Genomic DNA, 22203 nt, shown 5'->3' with positions numbered 1-22203 from the left:
CGGGCCGTGCTCCTCACGTGGACTCGGGTGACCAGGGCTTTGCAGTCTCCCAGACCGCGTCGAAACTGCCGACGTAGTGGTCGAACCAGCCGTCGTCGCCCAGGCGTCGCAGTTCGAACAGGGGGTTGGCGCTGGCTGGCTGCCCCCAGACGTGCGGGTTGACGAGGAGTGCGTCATCGAAGCGAAAGAGGCTGTTGTACAGGGTCGTGTCGTGAAGGCGCACCTCGCAGCCGGGGGTGCCGATCAGCTTGCGGTAGTAGGTGAGTGATGCTCTGATCTTCGCGGAGAGGGTGCCACCGATCCCTTCCTCCTTGTCTCGGACGGCGACCGCTTTGCCGGACGGGTCGCCGAAACAGAGGCGGACACGGACGCCGGCGTCGGCGCGCTCGGCGAGCATCGCCGCCACGCGCGGGTTGGTCTGAGCGAAGAACGTTCCGCTGAATACCAGGACGTCGATGTGCTCCTGCGCGGACTTCAGGAGGCGGACCCAGGTCTTCTGCGCGACGCTCGCGCGGTCAGGAAAGGCCGCGACCAGTTCCGTCTGCTCTGTCGGCTGTCTAGGGGTGTCGTCCTCCTCCGGCGGCCACAGATACGATTCGTCCACGCCGAGACTCTGCGCAACCGCCCAGCGGTGCCTCCGGAGTGGCTGTCGGCCCAGGCTGACCCAGCGCTCCACCGTCTTGACGTCGACTTCGCAGGAGGTCGCAAGGTCCTCCGGGGTCACCTTCCGCTGGATCATCACCGTACGCAGCCGCTCGTTCACATTCGCATCCTTCCAGGACGTCCTGGGACGCGGCAAGATCTTGCGGGACGCCAGGACGTCCCAAGAGGGCACTATTAACAGGCAGTTCACGCTGCATACCCTGGGCACGTGCAGCTCATCGTGCTCTGGGACGTGGACCATACCCTCGTAGACAACGCCGGCGTCAGCAAAGAGATCTACGCCGGCGCCTTCAAGGCCCTCGCCGGGCGGGATGCCGAGCTGCCTGCGCCGACGGAGGGGCGCACGGACCGGGCAATCATGCGCGAGATGTTCGTCCGGCACGGTCTGCCGGTTCCCGGATGGTCCTCAGTGCAGCGGGCGCTGGAAGAAGCCGGACGGGGCCGCGAGGAGGATCTGCGCCGCCGAGGTCGGGTTCTTCCCGGAGCGGAGGAGGCGTTGAAGGCTCTCACGGCGGAGCCGGGCATCTGCTCCTCCGTCCTAACGGGCAACATCTCAGCGAACGCGCGCGTCAAGCTGCGAGCCTTCGGTCTGGACGCGCTGCTCGACACGGCAGTTGGCGGGTACGGCGAGGACAGCGAAGACCGGGCACGCCTTGTCGGATCCGCGCGGGAGCGAATCCGCGCGGCCTACGATGTCCCGGCCGCAATATCCACGGTGCTGATCGGCGACACGCCACGCGACGTGTACGCCGCGCAAGAGGCCCATGCGCACTGCGTCGCGGTGGCCTCGGGCATCCACTCCACGGACCAACTCCGGGCCGCGGGGGCCAGGGCGGTGCTCCCAAACCTCACGGACACCGAGGGACTTGTTGCACGCCTATGGGGCCTGGCCCAGTAACCCGAGGCACGCCTGCAGCAGCCCTCGGCATTCCGGCAGCACGCCAGCGGACGCACGCCGGACGGTTTCAGTCGTGGGCGATTGCGTTTTGCCGGAGCCTGCGCAGCCTGGGCGCGGGCCGGTAGATTCCGCTCTATGGATGAGGCGACGAAGTCCCGGCGTTGGATTTGCCGCCCTCAAGGGCGACTGATCATCTGGCACGCTGACCGCAGTCAGCAACCCGCGGGAGCATGGACGTGACCGGATGGCCCCTCGGTATCGGGCTCATCGCGCTCGCCGTCGTCTTGCAGCAGACCGGCTGGCGGCACATGCGCCGTTACCAGCAAGTCAGGCGACAACTCCATACCGAGACCGGAAGGAACGAATCCCAGGCCCTCCAAGCGCTCCTGAGATCATCCCAACTTCCCACGAAGTTTCAGGAGATGTTCGTACTGATCACTATGGTCGCTTCCGGGATCATCGGTGCGTTCGGCCTCACGCGATTCTGACGACGTCATCGCGGCCCATGCACACACCATCCGGTCTCAGTTCAGTTCTCCTGCGCAGTTCCGCGCGGCAGCAGCACCCCGTAGCGGCCGTCGAATGACTGGATGAGCCACTGATACCTGCGCACCCATGGGAAGCCCCTGGTTAGGGTCGGGTACTCCGGCTTGAGAGGTAGTGGCATGATCGAGATCGTGATTGCGCAGACGACCATCGACGACGAGGACCAGGCGAAGGCGCTGGCTCGGGGCGCGGTCGAGAATAGGTTGGCAGCAGGCGCTCACATCGACGCGCCGTTCACCGCCGTCTACTGGTGGAAAAGTGAGATCGACACGGCGCGGGAGTGGCGGATCTCGTACATGACGACCGCGGGCCAGCTTCCGGAGCTGGAGGCGTGGGTGTCCGAGAAGCACTCCTACGAGGTGCCGCAGTGGGTCACCCTTCCTGTGACAGGCGGATCGGATGCTTACTTTTCCTGGGGCGTTGAGGAGACGACCCAGGGCTAAAGCGGCGACACGTTCGCGTCTTAGGCGAGCTCAGCGTGGGTGAGCGCGAGCCTCAAGACGCGAACTGCCTTACGTGATCGACGAGTTCTCACTCGTTGTCCGGAAGCCAGGCCGATCGCGACCAACACCATGACTTTGCCTTCGACCGGATGCCTTGTGGTGCGCGGGTCACGGCCCAGCAGCTCCTAGATTCGCTCGTCGTTCCCCACCGCGGCCTCCTCTGTGAGGAGCTGAAACAACCGCCACTCGGCTAACGCTTGATCGACTCCCCCGCCCCCCGTTCACGAGCTGCCTGGTGCTGATGCAGACCTTGGCAGCGAAGTCCTTGCCGTTCTGGGCAGCGTTTCGCGCAGCAGAGCGACTTCCCGGCCAGTCCGCCGTATGACCCCCATTGCCACGCTCGGCCGTACGGCTACAGGGTCTCGCCGGGGATGGACAGGTACGCCTCTCGGAGCTCACTCAGCACGGGGTGTTCAGTTGGGAGTTCCTTGTCGTCGATCGCCGACAGGACCCGAACCCCGATGCTGGTGTTCGTCGCGAAGACCGCCGCCATACGCTTGGCTTGGTCGAGGGTGACGGGGGCCGTGCGGTGCTCGACGCCATCGGCGTGCTTCTGGAGAAGGGCCATCGTCACACCGGGCAGGACGGGTGCCTGCGGCCACACCACCGTCCCGTTGCCGTCGATGAAGGCGACGTTCCAAGTGCCGCCCTCGCTCACGCGACCGTCGCGGCCGACGAACAGGGCGTCGCCGAACCCTGCGCGCTGCGCTGCCCCACGGGCGTGCAGGGCACCGAAGAGACCAACGTGCTTCACCTCAGGCAGGTCGCGCTCGTACGGCACGCTCATGGCGCGCAACGGCTCCGGGGGCAGGGCGCCGGCATCACGCACGGACACCATGATGTGCGGATCCTCAGCGTCGCCCGGGTGTCCCACCTCGACATTCGGGTCGTAGATCGTGACTCGGACGACGCACGAGCCGCTCTGCCCCTCCAGGCCCAGGCGGACGTACTCGCGAACGAACGTGGCATCCAGATCTGCGCCCCATACGGTCTTGCAGTCACGCACGAGTCGTTCCATGTGCAGCGTGAGGCCCCGGATGCTGCCATCGCCATCGACGCGCATGGACGTGAAGTGACCGAAGTTGGTCAGGGCCAGGGGGAGCAAGTCGTCTGCGGACACGGATTTTCCATCGAGAGTCACCATGCCGCTCAGCATGCCAGGACCGTCCGAACCTTCCCGTCCCTCACCGTCGGCTGAGTCGGCGAACTGCTGGAGGCCCCCTGCCGAGCACTGAGGGTCAGCCCTTCTCTGCCCAGTAGTTTTCCAGCATCTCGCCAGGCCACGCGGGCTCGTGAACCGGGCCGCGCGGCCCCATCTCAATGAAGAACGGCGACAGGTCGTAAATCTTCGTGCCGACCACGGCGTCCAGGTCGGTCACCCGCAGACGGAGGCCGTCGACTCCCAACAGGCGGGGGAAGGACTGCGCGAGCTGATTGGGGCGGCGGTGGTTGCGGTGCGCGAAGGTACCTGTTGCCGGCCACCGCGTGTTCCCGCGCGGGCTGCGGGCGTGGTACTCGACGTCGTTGCGGGACGCTTGATCGAAGTGCCACACGACCACCAGATGAGAGAACTCCTCCAGGCCCTGCACAGAGTCGAGTGGAAACTCATCCTCGTCAAGCTGAATTGCCGACTCCACGCCACCCCAGTAGTCATCGGCAACCTCCCTGCGGCCCGCGACAACTTCCCCGATCGGCTTGATCTCCAAGGTCATGGTCCAGCCTTTCGACTTCATCTCAGCGACACTTGTGATCAATCTACTTGGGCCAGATACGCCGCCGCGCGGGCATCGAGTACGCCCACCGCGGGGATGCCGCGCTTGCGGTAGGGCGACAGATGTTGTCGCATCTCGACGACCCTCTGACGCGCGCGGCCGGAGTAGATCCCGTCCTCCATCGCGTCCAGGACGCTGGTCCATGTCGCACAGGCTTCTTCGACACCGCCTTGTGCGATCTGCGTCGCGCCCATGTACCCGAGGGTCACCGCGTGCGTCCGTCGGAACGCAGTTCCACGCGTGCGCACGGAGCGCCGGAACTCCTTGATCGCCCGCTGATGATCACCGAGATCCCGCAGGGTGCATGCGGTTTCGTGTGCCAACGACGCCTCGCCGAAGAAAAACGTGCGGTCCGGCTCCCTGATGCCGTCGCGGGCACTCGACAGATCGTCCTCCGCTCGCAGCAGGGCTCGGACCGCCTCTTGGTTGTCGCAATTGGCGGCGAGAGTCCGCGCATGCACTACACCAAGGAGAGCGCGTTCCCGGGGCGTGGCAGCTGCGTACCGTTCGCCCTGCACCGAAGCCTGCGCGATCTGAAGGGCTTCGCGCCGGAAACCTAGGTCGAGTGCCTGGTGCGCCATGGCCCGCAGTATGTGTCCGATCAGGGGCGCATCGCCGGAGCGCGCTGCCATCTTCACCGCGGTGTTGAAGCGCTGGAGCGCGATCGCATGCTCGCTGTTGTCGAAGGCCATCCAGCCTGACAGGTATGCCAGTTCGGCGGAGGCCGCGAACATGGCGCGCCGGGTCTCATCGTCGGCGAATCTGCCCCGGAGGAAGTTGCGGGCCTCATGCCCCAGGTATTCGTCGACCGCGCGCCGGCCGTGCCCGCCGCCGCGCCGCTGGTCCATGCGTGAGAACGCCAGGGTCAGTTCCCGTACGGTCTCGACGTCTCCCAGGCCGACGCGCTTGCCCGTCGACGGCTCTTCGGCTGGTGGCCGCGACATAGCGTCCCACCATGTCTGGTCCGGTAGGATCAGGGCCGCTGCGGAGTACACTCCGCCCGCCAGTAGACGGCGCCGGTCCGGGTCCACGCCACTCCCTATGTCCTTCAGCGTGATCAACGGATCGACGCGCCAGTCCAGCGCCTCCTGCGCTGGTGAGGTGGAAGCTGTAAACCCGATCTCTTGTGGTGTGATCTCACGCTTCAAGCGACGGGACAGCGCCTGGCACAAGATATCGGGTGCGATTCCCGTCGGCTGGGTGCCTCCCACCCACATGCTCACGTGGGAGCGCCCGATCTTGGAGTTTTCCCTGATCTCGCCGTTCAGTGTCTCCTCGGCGACTCGGTTGTACGCCGCGGCGGCCTGAGCCCGTGACCAGCGAGCTTCCTCCAGCAGTGCGGCTAACTTCTCGTTCCGCTCGCGCGCCATCCTTGCGCCCTCACTAGTGAACCCGATCTTTGACCACGTTGACCGACCTGCGCTCGCTGGTAGTCCCAGGCTGGCCACAACTTCAACGCTATGCTCAACTAGCCTCCCGTGTTCGACAGGTGGCAGAAAGTTACCTCGCCAGGCAGCCTTCGGTCATCCAAGGCGGCCGGGCACCGGTCGTTGGGATGTCTCCTCCGGTCTTGATTGTCGCGTCCTGCGCGATCGAGGGATGAATCCAAGCTCGGTGGCCGGACGGCCCAATACCCGCTCCAGTCCGATCCGCTGTTTCTGGTGCGGCCACGCGGTCTCGCCGCGCAGGTAGCGCCGGATGTCCCGGTCAGTGACGCTCCCTTCCTTGCCGGTGAGCTGTTGAGTCTCCGCGTTCACGCGACGCGCTAACTCGGCCTGGCTCATGTCGAGTTCCTCCATGGCGGCGACAAGCTCGCGATTCTCTCCCACGTCCGCAAGGTATCCGTGCGGTCAGCCGGGGCGACACCCCAAAGGTAAAAATCACCGGGGCACGGCCATCGGTATCCGGCGCTTTCACCTGTCTGTTCCGCTGCCGTTCGCAGTGCACTGGATCCACGCCAAGCGCACAGCGTTGACGAGGCGGGGGCCACACGTACCCATCCAGCGCGCACAATGCCGCCCGCCTGCGTCGACACCGCAGTCGATCTTTGACCACCTTGACCGCCTCCGGGCCCCTGACCCCATTCCAGTCATCGCGATTAGGCGGTTCGCTCTTGTAGGCCGGCTACTCGACAAGCGGGAGCACCCCCACATGAAGTCCACTACTGGCAGATCCACCGTCTTGAGCGCCGCACTGCTTGGTGGCGTCGGCCCGCAGTCGCACGGTGGGACCGGCCCTCGATGAGCCCCGCCACAGCCGTCGCCATGGTCGCAGCAGAACTCGCGCACCAAAACGCCCTCGGTTTCGCGGTGGCCTTCACCCCGGACAAAGCCCGGGTCGGAGGCATGCGCCGGATCACCGCCGCCCACCTGCAGCTGTGGAAAGTATCCGGGCCGAGCGCGGAGAACATCGTTCTCGCCGTCTCCGAGCTTGTCGCCAATGCCATCGAACACGGGTGCGGAGATGTCGAGTTGACGGTCCTCTACGCCTGCGGAGAGGTACGGGTCGAAGTCACAGACGGCAACTCGGCGCCAGCCACGCTCACCGCTGCGGACGACGAAGACGTTTCTGGCCGCGGGCTGTTTCTCGTCGCTGTCCTCTCACGGGACTGGGGCGTCAGCGGCGACGGCAGGTCGACGTGGTGCGTCTTCCGCGTCCCTGCTAGGAGGTCGTGATGGTCCCAGTCACGCGAGAGGCAGCCGCAGAACTAAGTCGGCGACGCTCCACCGAGGCAGTGAGTCCATTACCTGCATCCCCGCCCCCTCCCGAGATTTCAAGGACGTCTGGGGGAGCGACGGAACGGCTCAGCCGCAACGGCTCACCGTTGTTGCGTCGCTCGGCCCTGATGGTTGTGCAACCAGTGGGACGTCCCAGGACGTCCCGACCGGGTCCCGTGGGGCGGTACCGGCGTCTCCGCCCCTCCTTGGACGATACCCCTGTAGCGCACTGCGTCGTGCCTGACCTGGACGAACCGCCCTTGTCGGCGAGTGGTGGCTCGAAATGCCTCGGCGGCTCCTCTTGGGGTGGGGCCGCGAGGTGGCACCCCGATCACCAACTTCGGATCTCACTAGTGGAGTTGCCTTGATGCCTCGCACCACGACCTCGGCCCCGACAGTCGGTGGGCAGGTGGAGGTCCTGTCCTGGCCTGGGGGCTCGTTCAGGGAACCGGGCCGTCACCTGAGGACCGTTGTATCGACCCTCGCACCCAGAGCGTCACCCCTCGCGGCAGTACAGGAGACCCTTCATCGCGAGGTGACCAGACTGGTCTTCGCCGAGACTGCCTCGGTCAGCGAGGACCCGGACGAGCGACACGCCCAACTGCTGCTCATGCGCGGCCACTTGATGCGACTGCTCGGAGCAGTCGTTCCCGTCGATGCCAGCGATCCTCCTCTGGACGACGATCGACTGGTCATACGCGTGCGTGCCCTGCTCGACGAAGAGATTCCCGGCGACGCCGTGCGCGCGGCGTCCCTGTACCAGCGGATGTCCAAGGTCGGGCGGGAGCTGATCGCCGTCCCTCCTGCTGTCGACACCTCTGACGACGTGGTCGACGGCTGGGGCAGGACTGTGTGCACTGGGTTCGATTCGACGCGTATCTGCGAAGCCATTCGTGCGGCGAAGTCCTGGGAGCAGGCAGGGGTGTACCCGCATCCGCAGACCCTCTCGGCGGTCACAAAAGCGCTCAGCGCCTACGTCACGACGCTCGTCCCCTACGTCTCGGTCCACTTGGAATCGCTCTCCGCCGGGAGTCGCGGGTGGTCCGCCTGTCGTGAGGCGATCGAGCGCTCACAGGAGGCCCGCGACGTTGCTCCGGGAGAGGGGCTCAAGGCGGCGAGGGAGCACGCATACCGTCTCGCGGTCCACACCGAGGCCCTGTTGCGCTACGCCGAACAGGACTGCGAGCGGGACGGTGAGTGATACGGCCGGGTCCTATCGAGCGGCGCACCCTCAGCGGATTCACCGTGCTCCGGGCTCCCCACCGAATTCGGGCTCACCCCCGAGGGACGAGCCGGCCCCAGGGCGCGTTCGATGTGGCTGTACACAGGCTCGCGCGCGCTGGGGCGCCGTTCTCCTCACGGCCGCTATCGGCCTGCCCGCCATCTGCATCCTCGCCGAACTCGCCCTGCAGCTCTACAGCGGTTCGTAGCTCCCCCCAACGAGCCGGCCAGCGAAGTGGGCCGACCCCGATATGACGACGACTGTGCCAGAACCCCGAAGGAGTAGGACCATGCCGGCCTCGGACGAGACCATCTCGCCGCCGCTTTCCCCACAGGAGCGGGAGGCTCTACTGGGCATCTCTCACGGAAGGACGACCACAGAGACGGCCTGCGACATGGGAGTGTCCGACAGCACGGTCAAGACCTACATTCTCCGGATCGGCGGAAAGCTCGGAACTTCCGAGCGGGCGGGCATGGTGGACCTCGCCTACCGCCACGGACACTTGAACGTCCCCGAGCCTGCGGACTTCGCCGTCGAACTGCCCAAGGAGCAGCGCACAGTCCTGGCAGGGCTCGCCGGCGGAATGGCCGTCGAGGAGATCGCGGTCGGCGCGAAGCGTCCGCTGGACGACGTGCGCAAGGACGCGCGCTGCCTGCTGCGGGCGCTGGGCGCTTCCTCGGCCGCGCACGCGGTCACGCGAGGATGGCAGTTCGGTCTCCTGGTCCCCGCGACCGGCCGTGACAACGCCGGAGACGTCGTCGCCATGGCAGGACAGGCATGAACACCCGCGTCGAGGCCGGCAGCCTGCGACCGGACAGTGGCCACGTTCACCAGCACGCGGGGGACGTGCTCACCTGCGATCGGCGACAGGACTTCGTGCCCCACGTGATCCGTACGCACCGAGGTGGTCGCTGGCGCAGGGTGGACCGCAGTAAGAACGCCGGCGAGTGGGCGAAGTTCGTCCATCGCTCCGAGATGCTCGTGTTCGACGTCGACGACGGTGGGGACGGCGGCCCCGGCCTCGTCACGGGAGTGATCCCGTCCAAAGAAGACACCGCGGCGCGCCTGGCCGCGCTCGCTCCCGTACCGGGGACGGACGTGGCCGAGATCGGCACAGACTGCGGCTGGACGGCAGCCTCTCTGGACCACCTACTCCAAGGCGGCCAGGTCGTGACGGTCGCGGACACAGAACGCCTCGCCGAGATCGCCCGGCAGCACCTGCACCCCTACCCGCGGGTTCGGGTGGTCAGCGGGTCTCAAGCCGGGGTCTTGGGACCGGCGGGTTCGTTCCACGGACTCCTGTCCCATCGCGCGGTACGCCGTGTGCCGTGGGAGTGGGTCACCCGGGTTCGTCCGGGTGGCCGGCTGTGCCTGCCCGTGCGTACCGCTCTGGGCGGATCCAGCAGGCTACTCGTCCTGACCGTGGCGCGGGACGGGGCGTCGGCCAGTGGACGTTTCCACGCCGGACCGGCTCCGCAGACCGTCTGGCTTCGCGAGCACCGCCCTGGCGAGGGCACCTCCGTCGAGTCGCAGGGCAGCCCGAGGACGTCGGAAGCCCTGGACGCGAGGGGGGCGCACGTACGGCTGGCGGCCCGGTTGTTCGCCGGCCTGCTTCGCCCTGACCTTCGAATGCAGGTCGTGCGCGGCGTTGCGCAGCTCGAAGGCGACGTCGCTGACCGCCTGCGTATTCATGACCACCAGGCGTCTCGGGCAGTGGTCTTCCTCCACTCCCCCCGCATCTACGAGTGGGGGCCGCGCGATCTCGGCTCCGGTCTGGTCGACGCGCTCGGTCAGTGGCACGCGGCCGGAGAACCAGAGGTTGAGCAGCTGGGCGTGACGATCACGGAGTCCGAACACACGCTGTGGCTCGGTGCACCGGACGGTCCGTCGTGGCGTCTGCCCGAACTCCACACGATCACCGGCGAGGTGGAGCGGTATGCGACCTGACCATCCGATGCTCCTCCACCCCTCCACAGCGATCGCCGAGTTGCAGGCACGGCCTTCGAGCGCCCGGATGCAGAACTACCTGCTCGGCGGGCGAGACCACTACATCGTCGACCGTGACGGGGCCCGCCGGGCGGCCGACCGCATGCCGTTCCTGGAGAGCACCGTCCGCCACGAGCGCCTGTACGTGCTCCGGATGGTGCAGGCCCTGGCCATCGCAGGCATCCGGCAGCTGGTCGATTTGGGCTGCGGCCTGCCGCACGGCCCGACGCCGGTGGATGTCCTGACCCGCATTCGTCCCGACGCCCGTGCCGTGTGCATCGACAATGACGTGCTGGTGCACACTCACGCCGATGCAATGATGGCGGGCAAATCGCCCGCTGTCGTCGAGAGCCTGTGTGCCGACATACGCGACCCCGAGTCGATCCTCGCTTCCAGAGAAATCCTGGAGACGATCAACTGGCGAGAACCGGTCATCCTTCTCCTTGGCAGCGTGCTCCACCACATCGAGGACACCGCGGCGCAGCCCCTGACCGTCCTCATTGACCAGTACAAACACGTCGCCGCCACCGGCAGCGCTCTCGTCATCACGCACGCCACCGCCGACCTCTCGGGCAAGCCGGTGCGCCGATTCGCCAAGACCATGGCAGCGGCCGGCTGCCCCGTCCACCTGCGGACGAAGGAGCAGATCGCCCGGCTCTTCGATGGCTGGCAACTGACTTCCCCGGGCCTGACCGCGCCCCAGACCCTGGCACTCGAATACCCGGTCCTGCCCCAGGCCGCGTCGTACGCCGGCACGGCCCGAAAGGAGTCCGCGCATGGCCGAACTGTGTGATCAGCAGACCGGCGCGATCAAGCCGGTGACCAGCCAACTCCCCATGGTGTCCCGGCTAGACTCCGTGGCGTCCGGAAACGGGCACCCGGGCGTCGCGGTCACTGACGCTGGACGTCACGTCTGCACCCCGGAGATCCGCATGCCCCACACCCGCGCGTTCTCGCGCGTTCCCGTAAACCCCTTCATGGGACGGTTAGCTCACGCCGCGCTCCGGTACCCGGAGGCGAGTCGGCGCAGGCCACACCCCCGTCGGGCAGGCCAGCGGTGAACGGACAGGGAGCTTCGCATCAAGGCGTGGACGACATGGCGCAGCGCCATCGGGAACCCGTCGACGTCCATCTCATCCTGCGGCGTGGCGGCGAGGTGCTGCTGAGCCGGCGGGCGGGAGACACCTACGCCTCGGGCTTGCTGCATATGCCCTCCGGGCGCCTCGGCGGAGACTTCGAGGACGCGGTCACCGGGCTGATCCGGGAAGCCGAGGAGGAGCTGGGCATCATCATCCAGCCTGCCGATGTCCGCGTCGCGCTGGTGATGCAGCACCGCAGCCCCGCGGGTCACAACCGCACCGGCTGGTTCTTCGAGGTCACTAGGTGGTTCGGCGTCCCGCGCATCGCCGAACCGGACCGCTGCTCACAGCTGGACTGGTTTGCCCTCCACGACCTGCCCGCCGACATGGTGGCCTACTGTCGCGCTGGCCTGGAGGCGTACCGGGACGGGCACTCCTTCGCGCTGCATCTCCAGGAGCCCGACGACCCAATCGCCTACGACGCGAACGGGCCAAACCGTCTCAACCCCTTGCCCACGCGGGCGCCGGACCCCTACGCCCTCCTGGGCGAGCAGCTCGGTATGTTCGCCGAGCACGCCATCGGCCCGCTGAAGGAGGCCACGGACGCCTCCTGGGCGCGGGAGGCGTCCCGCGTGTGGCGGCTGACCGGACGCGACAGCGGGAGCTGGTTCCTGAAGGTTCACCAGGGGCCAAAGTTGCACCAGTGTGAGGTGGGCGCCCTGCGGGAGTGGGCCCCGTCCCTCGGAGCCGGCCGCGCCCCGCAGCTCGTCGCCGCCGACCCGGAACAGCTCGCCGTGATCGTCGGTGCGCTTCCCGGCCGCGTGCTCCACGGCGCCGACCTGAGCATGACCGCCTGGCAGTCGGTCTACCGCCAACTCGGGCAGCTCTTGTGTGCCCTTCACCTCGGCGAGCCCCCAATGATGGCGCAGGCCCTGGGCGGGCTGGCCAAGCTGGATCAGCACTTGGCGGCAGCCGACGGGCTCCTCGATCCCGGGGAGAAGACTCTGGTGCGGTCTCTCGCCCTGCACCTGCCCCGTGTCCCGCCCGTCCCCCATGGCCGTCGCCATGGTGACGTACAGCGGCGCAACCTGCTGCTCGACGACTACGGGACCCTGGCCCTCATCGACTGGGAACGCGCGGAAATCGGGCCCCTCGTCAGCGACTTCGTGCGCATCGCCGACACCTGGATCGACGCGCCCGAGCTCGAAGCCGCCCTGTTCGACGGCTACGGCCGCCTGCTGTCTCCGGACGAGGCCCAAGCGCTCCAGGGTCTGTCAGCTCTCGACGCGCTCAGCGGCATCCAGTACGGCGCCACGCACGGCGACCCCGAACTCGTCGAGCGCGGGCACCGCACCCTGCACCGGCTCCGGGAGGAGGCGACATGACGACATCCGATCCCAAGGCACCGGAGCGGGTCAATGAGGATGCCTGGCGTGAGTACGGGCGCAGGCAGCTCAACCGCGGCTACCAACCCCCGGAGATCACCGAGATCGACTGGGGGTTCTGGGGCACCGGCCCCGGCACCCGCGTCCTCGGCGACGTCGCCGGCTACCGGGTGCTGGACCTCGGCTCCGGGGCCGGAGTCCACGCCGCGCATCTCAGCCGCGACCACGCGGCCTTCGTCGACGCCATCGACATCTCGCCCACCCAGCAGCAGCGAGCCGTGGACCGGTTCGCCTCCCTGCCAGGCGGGCGGTTCCTGACCGGTGACGCCGTGGCCCACCTGCGCGAGAGCGAACCCTACGACCTCGTCTACTCCGTGCACGGCCTGTCCTACATCGACCCGCACCGGCTGCTGCCCGTATTACGCGACGGGATTCGGCCGCATGGACGGCTGGTCTTCTCCACCCTGCACACCAACCTGAACGGGCTGGGCCCTTCCCCCGCTGTCACCGCCCGCCAAGAGGAAGTGCGACTGGCGAAGACCGCCCCGATCCCGGTGCAGATGTGGATTCTCGCCCCCGAGGTCTGGGAGCGGCTGCTGGCCGAGCACGGCTTCGCCGTCGAGTCCATCGACCTTCTGCACGCCCCGTGCGCCGACAACCCAGTGGTCTGCCAGCTCATCCAGGCCCGCCGTCTTCCACACGCCGACGTGCCCAGGGTGGTGGCTCAGGAGCGAAGCCTTCGGTCGCCGGTCGCCCAGGCGGCCCTGGGGGTCGGCATCATCGTCACCCATCCGGACGGCCACGTGCTGATGGGGCAACACCGCCTGGGCACCTACGAGTTACCCGGCGGCAAGGTGGACGCATTCGACGGTGCCGGTGAGTCCATCGAGGCCGCTGCGATCCGTGAACTCGCCGAGGAGACGGGCCTCGTGGCACACCCCGAGGACGTCCGGGTGCTCGCCGTGCTTCTGGACGCGCGGCACAACCTCAACCGCCTTACCGCCGCGGTCCTCATCCGCCGCTTCCAGGGCACACCGACCGCCAAGGAACCGAAGGTGGTCGCGCGCTGGCAGTGGCGCCGCCTGGACGATCTGCCCAGCCCGCTGTTCGTGCCCTCCGCCCAGGTCCTCAACTACTGGCGCCCCGACCTGCCCATCGACCATCCGCCCGCCCACCGCTATCCCGTGTATTTCTCCCCGTCCGCCTCGGCCGCGCGCTGACCACGACGCAGAAGGAGTCCCGCCGTGACACCGGCGCTGTTCCGATTCGGCACGTACAACCTATTCAACCTGCAGATTCCGACCACAACCGACGAGAAGCGGCGCTACGAGCTGATCGTGGGGAACATCCGCTCCGCCTTTCAGAACCGCACGGGCGTCCTAGGCGTCCAGGAACTCCTGGGCTCCACGAAGACCGAAGCCCGGCGGCTTCTGCGTCTGCTCGCCCAGGACACCGGCCTCATGTGCGAGGTCTTGCCGGTCCGTGGGAGGAGAGCGGTCCCCGCGCTGGCCAGTCAGGCACCCGGCGCGAGTGCCCACCGCTTCCACGTCGGCCTGCTGTGGACCTCCGACATCGAGCCGGTCCCGGGTACCTTCCGCGCCTACGAGGGCGGCAGCGACTTCTGGCACGGACTGGCCATGGCCGACTTCCGCGCCGGCGGCCCGGTGCCCACCCGCTGGTGCTCCTACCACGCCTACCCGTTCAGCCCCGAGCGTCGCCTTGAAGAGGCCCGCCGTGTGCTGTCGGTCTTCCAGGAGTCCGATGTGGCTGGCGGCGTCGCGGCCGACTGGAACTCCATCAGCGCTGACCGGCGGCCGAACGGCGACTTCTACGATCCCGAGCCCTACCTGGAGCAAGACCACCGCAAGCTGCGCTACCAGGTCACTTTCAACCCCGACAGCCCCGGCTCTCCCAAGCAAGCAAACCGTGAGGCCGGGGAGTTCCTGCGGCGCGACCCGGGAGGGCTGCGGGACAGCGCCGCTGTCTTGGGCGTGCCGTGGCAGTGGTCGTGCGGGCACTGGATCGACGCCAAGGGGCGAGCCGACGACTACGGCCGTCGGCGCATCGACACCCTGCGCGTCACGGAGAACGTCGCCGCGACCGCCCGCGCACACACCACCCACTACGGGCCTGACGCCGAGGCCGCCTCGGACCACCTGCTGGTCACCGCCGACTTCGCCCTGCACGAGCTGGAGGTGATAGCGGCATGAAGGCTTTCATGAGCGCTGGCCGACGGTGGCGTGCCGAAGGCGCTCCCACCGAGGACAGCGTCCGCCCGCATGTGCTGTGGCTGCCGCCGGCTGAGGTAATCGACTACTTCCGGCAGGTACGAGAAGTCCTCGCCCCGTACGAGGACATCGTGGCCCCCATCGCCGACGACGACCTGCACTGGACCATCCAAGGTGCCCTCTCGCACGACTACGCAGACGAACGCGTCGGCCCCCGGCACCTCAAGGACGCCGCCGCCGGGCTGCGCACGGAGCTCGCCGAACAGGAGCCGTTCACGGTCGACATCGGCCCGGTCGCACTCAGCCGCAGCGCGGTCCTCGCCCGTGTCTGGCCCCATGACGTGGCATCCGACCCGCCACTGAAGCTCAATTCGCGCGTACGGACGGGTCTGTCAGACGCCGGCCTGGTCCTGCCCCAGGCCACCGAGACGTACTTCCCTCACATGTCGGCCGCCTACGGGAAGACCGACACCCTCTATGTCTCCCAGATGAACCGCGCGGACTCGCTGGCCTCCACCCTCCTGCGCCAGGCCCGCCATCAGGTGAGCGTGCGGGTCGAGTCCGTATGGCTGGTGATGGAAACCCAGCACCCCGACCGCCACACCTACACGTTCGAACGTATCCAGGAACTGCCCTTGGGCGACAGTGCCAACCACTCCTGACCGGCCATCATCCGCTGGTCTGCACTTGGGGCGAGGAGCATCGCGGCGCTCCCGGCCCGCGCATCGCCGTCTATCCGGCGGACACCCGGATGACCGGATCACCGGATCACCGGCGACCGGATCACCGACAAGAAGCACAGCCGGATCTCAATCTCCTGGCATCCGGCGTAGGCGCTGGGTGCCAGGTCGTCCTGCACCACCCGACAAGCAACATCCCACTGAACAGGAGGACTTGCTGTGACACCTGCTGTGACGACATCTCGGCCCGCGCATGTGGCGGCCGGACCGGGAGACCCCTTCGATCTAGACGTCATCGTCGTCGTCCAGCCAACTCGTCGGCACGGTGGCCGCTTCTGATGGCGGCTGCCAGGCCACATGCGACAGCGGCGCCTGTACCTCCAGCGGCACCTGATCACCCCACCAGACCCCCGACACGGTGACCCAACCGTGCCGGAAGCCCGCCAGCAGGCGGCACACACAGCGGCTGTGACCGCACAGCCTCAGAAGGAGAACACGCACATGGAGAACGACGAGTTCGACCTCGACATCAGCGTCCTGGAGTCCGGCGACGCCTCGGCCACGCTGGTCAACCTCACGGATGACGGCTGTGGCAGCACCTGCTCCAGCCCGTGCGCCACCAACGTGGCCTGACCCGTCGCAGCAACCAGTGCCGGTCCGCACGATGTGCGTTCATCGTGCGGGCCAGCACCGCACGGACACGGAACAGGGAGGGTTCATGAGATCGAGGCACGAGGTGCTCTACCAGTGCGCGGACGTGGCACTCGTCAGGACCGCCCATCACACGCGGTTGCCGCTGCCTCCGTGGCCGGACGTCACTGGCGAGTCTCCGGGGCACGTGCAGCAGTGGCTTACGTGGCTCCGCGCAGTGTGGGCCCTCGACGAGGTCTCGGATGCCGTGGAGCATGCCAGTCCCTCGCTCGCACGGCATCTGGACGCACTGTGCGCGGCGACCGCCGTCCCGCAGGCCCGACAGGTCCGCCGGACGCTGGTGTCGGTGATCCGGTATGTGCAGCGGATGACCGGCCGCGCGACCCCGAACGGCCTGTTCGCCGGCATCGCGCTGGCCACATTCGGGGAACGACCGGACGTGCGCTGGGGCCAGTGGCACCGGGCCGTGGCCCGCGCGGACGCCGCCTGGGCCACCGAGGTGATCCGGCACCTGGAAGAGTGCCCCGAACTGCTCCGACGTCTCCCCGTGGTTGCCAGCAACACCTCGTTCGTCCGGGGGGACCGATTGATCGTCCCCTACCCTGCCCGGTCTCGAAGCACCGGCAAGCCGACGGTAGAGGTGTCCATCAGGTTCACCTCTGCGGTGCGGGCCGCCCTGGACGCTGCGCGATCCCCGATCAGGTGCGACCTCCTCGCGGACAAGGTGCACGCCGGGTTCTCTCAAGTTCCGGAGCCGCGGGTCAGGGAGCTGATCGAGAGCCTGATCCGGAACGGCGCTCTTGTCAGCAGCCTGCACGCCCCTTCCGGCGTACTCGATCCTCTCGACCACCTCGTACGGCAGCTGGAGGACGTGCAAGCCGTCGATGTACCGCCCGTGGCGGACCTGCTCTGTGACCTGCGAGCGGTTCGCGACACCGTGGCCCGGCACAACCAAGCCCTCACGCCAACGGACGGACGGCGCCTGCGCCGCGCGCTCCGCCACAAGATGACGGAGGTCGCCCCCGCAGATCACCCGGTGGCGCTTGACCTGCGCATGGACTTCTCGCTCGTATTGCCCACCCAGGTCGCACGCGAAGCGGAGCGGGCAGCCACCGTATTGACCCGCCTCACGCCAGCACCGTTCGGCACGCCTGGCTGGAAGGAGTACCACACCCGCTTCTTCGAGAAGTACGGCATCGGTTCCCTGGTGCCGCTGCGGGACGTGACAGACCCCGATGCCGGGCTTGGCTTCCCCGCCGGTTACATGGGCAGCGAGCCGAAGGCACGTGAGCCGCTGTCCAAACGAGAGCAGAGGCTTCTTGCGCTCGCCCAGGCCGCCGCTCTTGACGGCCGCGACGAAATCCTGCTGGACGAGGACCTGATCAGCAGCCTCCAGGTCGGGGACCAGGACGGCATGCAGGTACCGCCGCACATGGAGGTCTCCTTCCACATCGAGGCTGCTTCCACCGATGTCCTCGGCCGCGGCGACTTCACGCTCAGCGCGATCCACCCGTCACGCGGCATCGGCACCACGAGCGGCAGGTTCCTCCCGCTCTTGAACGCTGACAACCGAGCCCGCGCCGCCGACGTGCTGGAAGCGCTCCCGGTCAACGCACCCGGGGCGCTGCCCGCGCAGCTCTCCTTCGCCCCGCTTGACCGAGCCGACTCCAACGTCAGCCGCGTTCCCGAGATGCTGCCAGCCGTCATCAGCCTGGCTGAGCACCGGACCACGGACGAACGCACCATCGACCTTGACGACCTGGCCGTCGGCTGCGATCGGCGCAGGCTCTACCTCGCCTCCCTCTCACGCAAGTGCCTGGTGGAACCGCACGTGGTGCACGCTCTGGACCTACGGGCCCACACACCACCCCTCGTCCGATTCCTCGCCGAGATCAGCCGCTCCCAGTCCGCCGTCGTCACCGACTTCTCGTGGGGCGCCGCCGCATCCCTGCCCTATCTTCCACGCGTGCGCTACGGGCGCGCTGTCCTCGCGCCCGCCCGCTGGCTGCTGCACGCCTGCGACGTACCCGACCGAGCCGCGTCATGGGACGAGTGGCACACGGCAGTCGGTCAGTGGCGCACGCAACGCCGCGTGCCCGAGACCGTTGCCTTGACCGAAGGTGATCAGCTTCTCCCGCTGGACCTCTCCGAGAGCGCCCACCGCGCCGTACTGCGCGCCCACCTCGCGACGACCGAGACCGCCGTGCTGACGGAGACCTCCGACGGAGGCGGTTGGTTCGCCGGCCGCGCCCACGAGATCGTCGTCCCCATGACGGCCGCCCGCGCCCCGAAGTGGCCAACGGTTCCCCTCGTCACCGCGGACCGCCTACTCACCCGCGAGCACGGACATCTACCCGGCACCAGCCCCTGGCTCCTGGTCAAGCTCTACGGACACCCGGAACGACACGCCGCGATCCTGTCCCAGCACCTGTCCGGCCTCCTCGCCCAGTGGGAGACCTCACCGGCATGGTGGTTCTTGCGCTACCAAGACCCCCGTCCGCACCTGCGGCTGCGGATCGCCATCCCCGAACCCACGCATGTGGGGCAGACCGTCACACGAATCAGTGACTGGACCGCACATCTACGCCGCGCCGGCCTCGTGAACGACATGCAGTTCGCTACCACCTACCCCGAAACCGGGCGCTGGGGCGCGGGGCCGCTGATGAGCCTCGCCGAAGATGTCTTCGCCGCCGACTCCCGCGCCCTCGCTGTGCAGTTCGCCCAGCCGAGCCGCCCTCACCCACGAGTCCTCGCCACAGTGAACTTCGTGTCCCTCGCCACCGCCTTCACCGGCAGCGCGGACGAAGCGATGGAGTGGCTGTCCAGATACGGGAAGATCCCAGATCCGCGCCCCCTCGACCGGCAGGTCCTTTTCGACGCGGTCCACCTGGCTGACCCGACCGACGGCTGGGCGGCCTTGCGGGCCCGCGCCGGCGGGGAGACCATCACCGCGGCCTGGGCACAACGAGACGAAGCGATCGCGCGGTACCGGTCCCGGCTGCGCGAATCCGACCTCGATCCCCACCTCGTGCTCGATTCGCTCCTGCACGCCCACCACATCCGGGCCACTGGCATCGACAAGGTCGACGAGCGCATGTGCGTCCGGCTGGCCCGCGCCGCAGCCCTGGCCTGGACGGCACGGAGGGGGAACAACCATGGACCTGCGTGAGACCGCCCGCCGCGCAGCCGGGGCCATCGCCGACCGGCTCGCCTCCCCGGGCGACGTGCGCGACCTCGACCTCAAGCAGGGCTGGTGGCCACAATCCCTCGCGCACGGCGCCGTTGGCGTAGCTCTGCTGCACATCGAGCGCGCCCGCGCCGAGCAGGGCCCTTGGCAGCGCGTACACGACTGGCTCGCGTGCGCAGTCGACGGCGGAGCCGTCGGCGGAGTGGACGCCCACCTCTATTACGGAGCGCCCGCGCTCGCCTTCGCCCTCCATAGCGCCGCCGACCGCCCCGGACGGTATGCCCGGGCCCTGAGCACGCTCGATACACACGTCACGAACCTCGTGTGCACGCGACTTCGCGCCGCCCACGACCGCATGGACCACGGCGAGTTCCCCGAGCTGGCGGAGTACGACACGATCCGCGGTCTCAGCGGCCTGGGCGCGCTGCTGCTGCATCGCGGCACCAAGCCCGATCTGCTGCGGGACGTCCTCATCTACCTGGTGCGGCTCACCGAGCCGGTCAAATACGACGGAGAACTCCTCCCCGGCTGGTGGAGCCATCTTGCCCCCTCTGGCAAGCGTTCCCCTGACTACCCGGAGGGTCACGCCAACAACGGCGTGGCCCACGGCATCGGCGGCCCCCTGGCGCTCTTGGCCCTCACCGCTCGCCAGGGCATCACCGTGCCCGACCAGAACGAGGCGATCACGCGCATCCTCAGCTGGCTGGACCGATGGCAGCAGGACGGCCCAGCCGGACCGTGGTGGCCGTACTGGATCACTCGCGACCAATTACGCAACGGCAAACTCGGCCCCGGTCCCTCTCGCCCATCCTGGTGCTACGGCGCCGCAGGCTCCGCACGTGCACAGCAGCTCGCCGCCCGCGCCACCGGCGACACTCACCGCCAGCACCTTGCCGAAACCGCCCTCCAGCAGGCCATGGCCGATCCAGGCCAACGCAGCGCCACCGTCGACCTATCCCTGTGTCACGGCTTCGCCGGGCTTGCGCATATCACGCAGCTCGCCGCCGCCGATTCGATCACCCCCGGTCTCACCGACTGCCTGCCCAGCCTGTTCGCGCCGATCACCGACACCGCCCCCGAGACCCTCGTCCACACGCTGTGCAGCTCGGCCGACGGCGGAGACGTCGGCCTCCTCGAAGGGGCCGCAGGCACGGCGCTCGCGCTCCACGCCTTCTCCGTCGAAGGCCCCTCCCTGTCCGGCTGGGACACCTGCTTTCTGATCAGCTGACTTGGAGAGACATATGGCTCCGGAAGAATGGCCGCAGCGCGTCCTGATCTTCACGGCATGGGACCAGGCGGAGACAACGGCCGCACAGCACCTGCTGCCCCTGCTAGCCGCCAACAACGCCGAGCTGGCCCTCTGGTCGTTCGTGCGGAAGTTCCCTACCTGGCGGCTGCGATACCGCCCCGCCGGTCCGGGCGCGGTCAAGCATCTGGACCTCGCGCTGGATGAGCTGGTCTCGGCCAGCGCCCTCGCCACCTGGAAGCCGCAGATCTACGAGCCGGAGGAAACTGTCTTCGGAGGGCCTGCCGCCATGGCCGCCGCACATCTCCACTTCCACGAGGACAGCCGCCACATCCTCGAACATCTCGCCCACCAGCAGGCTGGACGGCCCGGTCCACTCGGCCGCCGGGAGCTGGCCGTCTTGATGCTCAGCGTGGCGATGCGCGCTGCCGGCCTCGACTGGTACGAGCAGGGCGACGTGTGGGCGAAGGTCGCGGCTGAGCGAGCCGGCGGCACAACAGCATCCGACCGGGTGAGAACCGCCGTGCAGCGACTCATGACCGTCGACGTCAGCCCGTCCAGCAGCCTCGCCCGCGACGGCCGACTGGAGACACTGCCCGACTGGATCAACGCGTTCGACGCCCTCGGCCGCCGACTCGCCGCCCTCCACCACGGTGGGGAACTCGAACGCGGCCTGCGGGCCGTACTCGCCCACCACGCCATCTTCCACTTCAACCGACTGGGCCTCCCCCGGGAGGACCAGCACACCTTGTCAACACTCGCGAAAGAGGTAGTCATGGGAACGAGCGACAGCCCCGCGTCCACCCCCAGCACGACGTCACCGAGCACTACGGTCAGCGACGTGAACAGTGACACCATCGAAGTCAGCGCCGCCGGCCACCTGCGTACTCAGCTCATCGACCGGTTGGTCACACAGGGCTCGGTTCGCACGCCCCGCGTCGAGGAGGCGATGCGGACGGTACCCCGCCACCTCTTCGTCCCCGATGCCCCGCTGGAGGCGGCGTACAGCAACGCGCCCGTCAACATCAAGTCCGACGACAGCGGCGCATCCATCAGCTGCGCCTCCCAGCCCAACATCGTGGCGATCATGCTCGAACAGATGGAGGCGGAGCCGGGGCACAAGGTGCTGGAGCTGGGCGCTGGCACCGGCTTCAACGCGGGACTCCTCGGCTACCTGGTCGGTGAGAAGGGCCACGTCACCACCGTCGATGTAGACGACGACCTGGTCGAAGGCGCCCGCGCCGGACTCGTTGCTGCGGGCATCGACAACGTCGAGGTCATCCTCGGTGACGGCGCACTCGGTTACGCGCCGAACGCTCCCTACGACCGCATCGTCGCCACGGTCGGCGCCCACGGAGTCCCGCACGCCTGGCTCGACCAGCTCGCCCCCGACGGACGACTCCTCACCCCGCTGCGCCTTCGCGGCAGCGTCTCGCGCTC

At 68.1% G+C, this 22203-nt stretch carries 20 protein-coding genes; 15 read left to right on the top strand and 5 right to left on the bottom strand.

Annotation, left to right across the window (positions count from 1 at the left end):
* Positions 1–13: 13 nt before the first annotated feature.
* A complete protein-coding gene (locus ACN6LB_RS34815; RefSeq protein WP_445029324.1) occupies positions 14–763 on the bottom strand; it encodes an XRE family transcriptional regulator in 750 nt (249 codons plus the stop codon).
* A 108-nt stretch (positions 764–871) separates the two neighbouring features.
* Between ACN6LB_RS34815 and ACN6LB_RS34810 the strand changes: the two genes are divergently transcribed.
* Positions 872–1561: an HAD family hydrolase gene (locus tag ACN6LB_RS34810; protein WP_445029323.1), complete on the top strand. Its 690-nt coding sequence runs from the start codon at positions 872–874 to the stop codon at positions 1559–1561.
* Positions 1562–2226: 665 nt separating this feature from the next.
* Positions 2227–2550, top strand: a complete 324-nt coding sequence (cutA, locus tag ACN6LB_RS34805; protein WP_445029322.1) for a divalent-cation tolerance protein CutA — start codon at positions 2227–2229, stop codon at positions 2548–2550.
* Between the two features lie 412 nt (positions 2551–2962).
* Here the strand turns inward: cutA and ACN6LB_RS34800 are convergent, their stop codons facing one another.
* The 4 genes from ACN6LB_RS34800 to ACN6LB_RS34785 form a co-directional block, all read right to left on the bottom strand.
* A complete protein-coding gene (locus ACN6LB_RS34800; protein ID WP_445029321.1) occupies positions 2963–3766 on the bottom strand; it encodes an aminotransferase class IV family protein in 804 nt (267 codons plus the stop codon).
* An 82-nt stretch (positions 3767–3848) separates the two neighbouring features.
* Positions 3849–4343 (bottom strand): TrmO family methyltransferase domain-containing protein, encoded by a 495-nt coding sequence (locus ACN6LB_RS34795; RefSeq protein ID WP_445029320.1) that lies wholly within the window; start codon positions 4341–4343, stop codon positions 3849–3851.
* Between the two features lie 17 nt (positions 4344–4360).
* The gene (locus ACN6LB_RS34790; protein WP_445029319.1) at positions 4361–5752 is read right to left on the bottom strand and encodes a Tat pathway signal protein; all 1392 of its coding nucleotides are present in this window, start codon (positions 5750–5752) and stop codon (positions 4361–4363) included.
* A gap of 153 nt (positions 5753–5905) precedes the next feature.
* Positions 5906–6211 carry a hypothetical protein gene (locus ACN6LB_RS34785; RefSeq protein ID WP_445029318.1) on the bottom strand — a complete coding sequence of 102 codons (306 nt, stop codon included), beginning with the start codon at positions 6209–6211 and terminating at the stop codon, positions 5906–5908.
* Positions 6212–6691: 480 nt separating this feature from the next.
* On the opposite strand from ACN6LB_RS34785, the gene ACN6LB_RS34780 reads away from it, so the two are divergent.
* The 13 genes from ACN6LB_RS34780 to ACN6LB_RS34720 all read left to right on the top strand — a co-directional run.
* On the top strand, positions 6692–7057 hold the full coding sequence (locus tag ACN6LB_RS34780) for an ATP-binding protein (RefSeq protein ID WP_445029317.1): 366 nt from the start codon (positions 6692–6694) through the stop codon (positions 7055–7057).
* Between the two features lie 577 nt (positions 7058–7634).
* A complete protein-coding gene (locus tag ACN6LB_RS34775) occupies positions 7635–8300 on the top strand; it encodes a DUF6415 family natural product biosynthesis protein (RefSeq protein ID WP_445029316.1) in 666 nt (221 codons plus the stop codon).
* Between the two features lie 310 nt (positions 8301–8610).
* The gene (locus tag ACN6LB_RS34770) at positions 8611–9102 is read left to right on the top strand and encodes a response regulator transcription factor (protein ID WP_445029315.1); all 492 of its coding nucleotides are present in this window, start codon (positions 8611–8613) and stop codon (positions 9100–9102) included.
* A complete protein-coding gene (locus tag ACN6LB_RS34765) occupies positions 9099–10268 on the top strand; it encodes a protein-L-isoaspartate O-methyltransferase family protein (RefSeq protein ID WP_445029314.1) in 1170 nt (389 codons plus the stop codon). Before ACN6LB_RS34770 ends, ACN6LB_RS34765 begins: the two co-directional genes overlap by 4 nt.
* The gene (locus ACN6LB_RS34760) at positions 10258–11100 is read left to right on the top strand and encodes an SAM-dependent methyltransferase (protein WP_445029313.1); all 843 of its coding nucleotides are present in this window, start codon (positions 10258–10260) and stop codon (positions 11098–11100) included. Before ACN6LB_RS34765 ends, ACN6LB_RS34760 begins: the two co-directional genes overlap by 11 nt.
* 303 nt (positions 11101–11403) lie before the next feature.
* Entirely contained in the window at positions 11404–12771 is a 1368-nt protein-coding gene (locus ACN6LB_RS34755) for a phosphotransferase (protein ID WP_445029312.1), read from the top strand.
* Complete coding sequence (locus ACN6LB_RS34750) at positions 12768–13991, top strand: bifunctional class I SAM-dependent methyltransferase/NUDIX hydrolase (protein WP_445029311.1); 1224 nt, start codon at positions 12768–12770, stop codon at positions 13989–13991. Before ACN6LB_RS34755 ends, ACN6LB_RS34750 begins: the two co-directional genes overlap by 4 nt.
* Before the next feature lie 24 nt (positions 13992–14015).
* Entirely contained in the window at positions 14016–14981 is a 966-nt protein-coding gene (locus ACN6LB_RS34745) for an endonuclease/exonuclease/phosphatase family protein (RefSeq protein WP_445029310.1), read from the top strand.
* An 8-nt stretch (positions 14982–14989) separates the two neighbouring features.
* On the top strand, positions 14990–15661 hold the full coding sequence (locus ACN6LB_RS34740; RefSeq protein ID WP_445029309.1) for a 2'-5' RNA ligase family protein: 672 nt from the start codon (positions 14990–14992) through the stop codon (positions 15659–15661).
* 519 nt (positions 15662–16180) lie between these two features.
* Positions 16181–16312, top strand: coding sequence for an FxLD family lanthipeptide (locus ACN6LB_RS34735; protein ID WP_445029350.1), 132 nt, complete (start codon positions 16181–16183; stop codon positions 16310–16312).
* Between the two features lie 85 nt (positions 16313–16397).
* Positions 16398–19499 carry a lantibiotic dehydratase gene (locus ACN6LB_RS34730; RefSeq protein ID WP_445029308.1) on the top strand — a complete coding sequence of 1034 codons (3102 nt, stop codon included), beginning with the start codon at positions 16398–16400 and terminating at the stop codon, positions 19497–19499.
* A complete protein-coding gene (locus tag ACN6LB_RS34725) occupies positions 19486–20745 on the top strand; it encodes a lanthionine synthetase C family protein (protein ID WP_445029307.1) in 1260 nt (419 codons plus the stop codon). Before ACN6LB_RS34730 ends, ACN6LB_RS34725 begins: the two co-directional genes overlap by 14 nt.
* 13 nt (positions 20746–20758) lie before the next feature.
* Positions 20759–22203: methyltransferase, FxLD system (locus tag ACN6LB_RS34720; protein ID WP_445029306.1), on the top strand; the 1445-nt coding region annotated here is incomplete at its 3' end.

Source organism: Streptomyces sp. SAS_270 (assembly GCF_052543295.1).
The sequence above is the reverse complement of the archived record's forward strand: the minus strand, read 5'-3'. Positions and strand labels throughout refer to the sequence as shown.

Excerpts from the sequence above, each read along its gene's own strand:
- ACN6LB_RS34765 (WP_445029314.1), top strand. The coding sequence starts at position 9,099 with ATGAACACCCGCGTCGAGGCCGGCAGCCTGCGACCGGACAGTGGCCAC.
- ACN6LB_RS34740 (WP_445029309.1), top strand. The coding sequence starts at position 14,990 with ATGAGCGCTGGCCGACGGTGGCGTGCCGAAGGCGCTCCCACCGAGGAC.
- ACN6LB_RS34800 (WP_445029321.1), bottom strand. The coding sequence starts at position 3,766 with ATGCTGAGCGGCATGGTGACTCTCGATGGAAAATCCGTGTCCGCAGAC.
- ACN6LB_RS34735 (WP_445029350.1), top strand. The coding sequence starts at position 16,181 with ATGGAGAACGACGAGTTCGACCTCGACATCAGCGTCCTGGAGTCCGGC.
- ACN6LB_RS34770 (WP_445029315.1), top strand. The coding sequence starts at position 8,611 with ATGCCGGCCTCGGACGAGACCATCTCGCCGCCGCTTTCCCCACAGGAG.
- ACN6LB_RS34795 (WP_445029320.1), bottom strand. The coding sequence starts at position 4,343 with ATGAAGTCGAAAGGCTGGACCATGACCTTGGAGATCAAGCCGATCGGG.
- ACN6LB_RS34750 (WP_445029311.1), top strand. The coding sequence starts at position 12,768 with ATGACGACATCCGATCCCAAGGCACCGGAGCGGGTCAATGAGGATGCC.
- ACN6LB_RS34730 (WP_445029308.1), top strand. The coding sequence starts at position 16,398 with ATGAGATCGAGGCACGAGGTGCTCTACCAGTGCGCGGACGTGGCACTC.
- cutA (WP_445029322.1), top strand. The coding sequence starts at position 2,227 with ATGATCGAGATCGTGATTGCGCAGACGACCATCGACGACGAGGACCAG.
- ACN6LB_RS34725 (WP_445029307.1), top strand. The coding sequence starts at position 19,486 with ATGGACCTGCGTGAGACCGCCCGCCGCGCAGCCGGGGCCATCGCCGAC.
- ACN6LB_RS34755 (WP_445029312.1), top strand. The coding sequence starts at position 11,404 with ATGGCGCAGCGCCATCGGGAACCCGTCGACGTCCATCTCATCCTGCGG.
- ACN6LB_RS34790 (WP_445029319.1), bottom strand. The coding sequence starts at position 5,752 with ATGGCGCGCGAGCGGAACGAGAAGTTAGCCGCACTGCTGGAGGAAGCT.
- ACN6LB_RS34760 (WP_445029313.1), top strand. The coding sequence starts at position 10,258 with ATGCGACCTGACCATCCGATGCTCCTCCACCCCTCCACAGCGATCGCC.